This is a genomic window from Micromonospora sp. NPDC050980 (genome assembly GCF_040653835.1).
Taxonomy (GTDB): Bacteria; Actinomycetota; Actinomycetes; order Mycobacteriales; family Micromonosporaceae; genus Micromonospora.
In genome coordinates, this window is the sequence record NZ_JBFAGS010000064.1 from 1 (window position 1) to 2,340 (window position 2,340).

The following is a 2,340-nucleotide window of genomic DNA, read 5'->3' on the forward strand; positions in this document are numbered from 1 at the left end:
TGCACCACCCCGCCGTCCGCGACGCCGTCACCGTCGCCGTCGGCACCGCCACCCGCCGCCTCGCCGCCGCCGTCACGGTCCACCACGACGTCGACGCCGACGAGCTGCACACCCACCTCACCCAACGCCTACCCGCCTACATGATCCCCGAGCACATCGCGGTGCTCGACGAGCTGCCGCTCAGCGGCAACGGCAAGGTCGACCGGCGGGCGCTGGCCGAGCGGCTGGCCGACCGTGCCGACCGGCCCGCCGAGATCGAGCCGCCGATCGGCCCGGTGGAGTCGGCGCTGGCCGCCGTCTGGGCCGAACTGCTCGACGTGCCGGCCGTCGGCCGCACGGACAGCTTCTTCGCCCTGGGCGGGGACAGCCTGCTCGCCACCCGCCTGCTCGGGCGGATGCGGGCCGCCGGGCTGGCCGGCGGGCAGTTGCGGCGGCTCTTCGCCGCGCCCACGCTGAGCGGGTTCGCCGCCGGCCTGCGGCTGGAACGTGCCGCCGGCGCGACCGCGTCGCTCACCGAGGACCTCGCCCACCGGCACGACCCGTTCCCCCTCACCGACGTGCAACGGGCCTACTGGATCGGGCGCACCGGCGACTTCGCGCTCGGCGAGGTGGGCTCGCACTGGTACTGGGAGTTCGACGGCGCGGACGTGGACCTCGACCGGCTCGCCACGGCCTGGAACCGGCTGGTGCGCCGGCACGAGATGCTGCGCGCGGTGATCGACCCCGACGGGCGGCAACGCATCCTGCCCGAGGTGCCCGAGGTCGCCATCGCGGTCACCGAGGGCGAGGCGGCGCCGGCCGCGCTGCGCGAGCGGCTGTCCCACCGGGTCGCCGACCCGACCCGGTGGCCGCTGGTGGCCATCGAGGCCGCCCGGTACGGCGGGAACCGGGTGCGGCTGGCGTTCAGCTTCGACTACATCGTGCTCGACGCGCTGAGCATCGTCACCGTCTTCGCCGAGCTGTCCGCCCTCTACACCGACCTCGACGCGCCGCTGCGCCCGATCGGGGTGTCCTTCCGCGACTACGTGCTGCACGCCCGGCCCGACGAGGCCACCGTCAACGAGGACCGGCGCTACTGGTCGGCGCAGGCCGCCGAGCTGCCGCCCGCCCCGCAGCTTCCGCTGGCCGTCGACCCGGACCGGGTGCACGCGCCCCGATTCGTCCGGCACGAGGGACGCCTCGACCCGACGCACTGGTCCGCCCTCGTGGCCGCCGCCCGCACCCACGGCGTGAGCCCGGCCGCGGTGTTGGCGACCGCGTACGCCGAGGTGCTCTCGGCCTGGAGTGGCCGGGCGGACCTGACGCTCAACCTGACCCTGTTCGACCGCCGCGAGGTCCATCCCGACATCGACCACGTGCTGGGTGACTTCACCTCGCTGCTGCTCGTGCCGCACCGGCCCGCCGCCGGCGAGGACTTCCTGACCCTGGTCCGCCGCCTGCAGGACCGGATGTGGGACGGCATGGAGCACCACGGCGTGTCCGCCATCTGGGTGCTGCGGGAGATCGCCCGCCGCACCGGCGCGCCCGCGGCCACCATGCCGGTGGTCTTCACCAGCGCGCTCGGCATCAGCGACGAGCTGGTCACGATGGACCTGCCGTTCGGCGAACAGATCTGGGGCGCCTCGCAGACCCCGCAGGTGTGGCTGGACAACCAGGTCATGGAGCGCGACGGCGGCCTGCTCGTCAACTGGGACCTGGTGGCGGAGCTGTTCCCCGGCGGGATGTCGGAGGCGATGTTCGACGGCTACCTGGAGTTGCTGCGCGGGTTGGCGCGCGAGGACTGGTCGCGGCCGGTGCCGGTGGGGTTGCCGGCGGGGCAGGCGGCGGTGCGGGAGCGGGTGAACGACACCGCCGTCGAGGTGCCGGTGGGTCTGTTGCACGAGGGGTTCTTCGGCTGGGCGGGGCGGGATCCGGGGCGGCCGGCGGTGCTCGGCGACGGGGTGTCGGTGTCGTACGGGGAGCTGGCCGAGCGGTCGTTGCGGCTGGCCGGCGCGCTGGTGCGGGCCGGGGTGGGTGTCGGCGATCCGGTCGGGGTGTGCCTGCCCAAGGGTGCCGAGCAGATCGTCGCGGTGTTGGCGGTGCTGGCCGCCGGGGGCGTGTACGTGCCGGTCGGGGTGGATCAGCCGGTCGCCCGCCGGGAACGCATCCTCGGCCGCGCCGGGGCCAAGGTGCTGATCCGCGCCGGTGGCGGCGGGCCCGCACAAGTGGCCGACGAGGTGCCGCCGGGCGGCGACCCCGCTGGGCTCGGCGCGGTGGCCGGGGAGCTGAGCCCGGAGGGTGACGGTGGGCCGGGGCTCGAGCGGCCGGTGGAGGTGGATCCGGCGGCGCTGGCGTATGTGA

1 protein-coding gene is annotated in these 2,340 nt (G+C 75.2%); it reads left to right on the forward strand.

The window, feature by feature from the left end; genetic code table 11:
• On the forward strand, positions 1–2,340 hold a 2,340-nt coding region (locus tag AB0H28_RS29985; protein WP_358047489.1), incomplete at both ends, for a condensation domain-containing protein.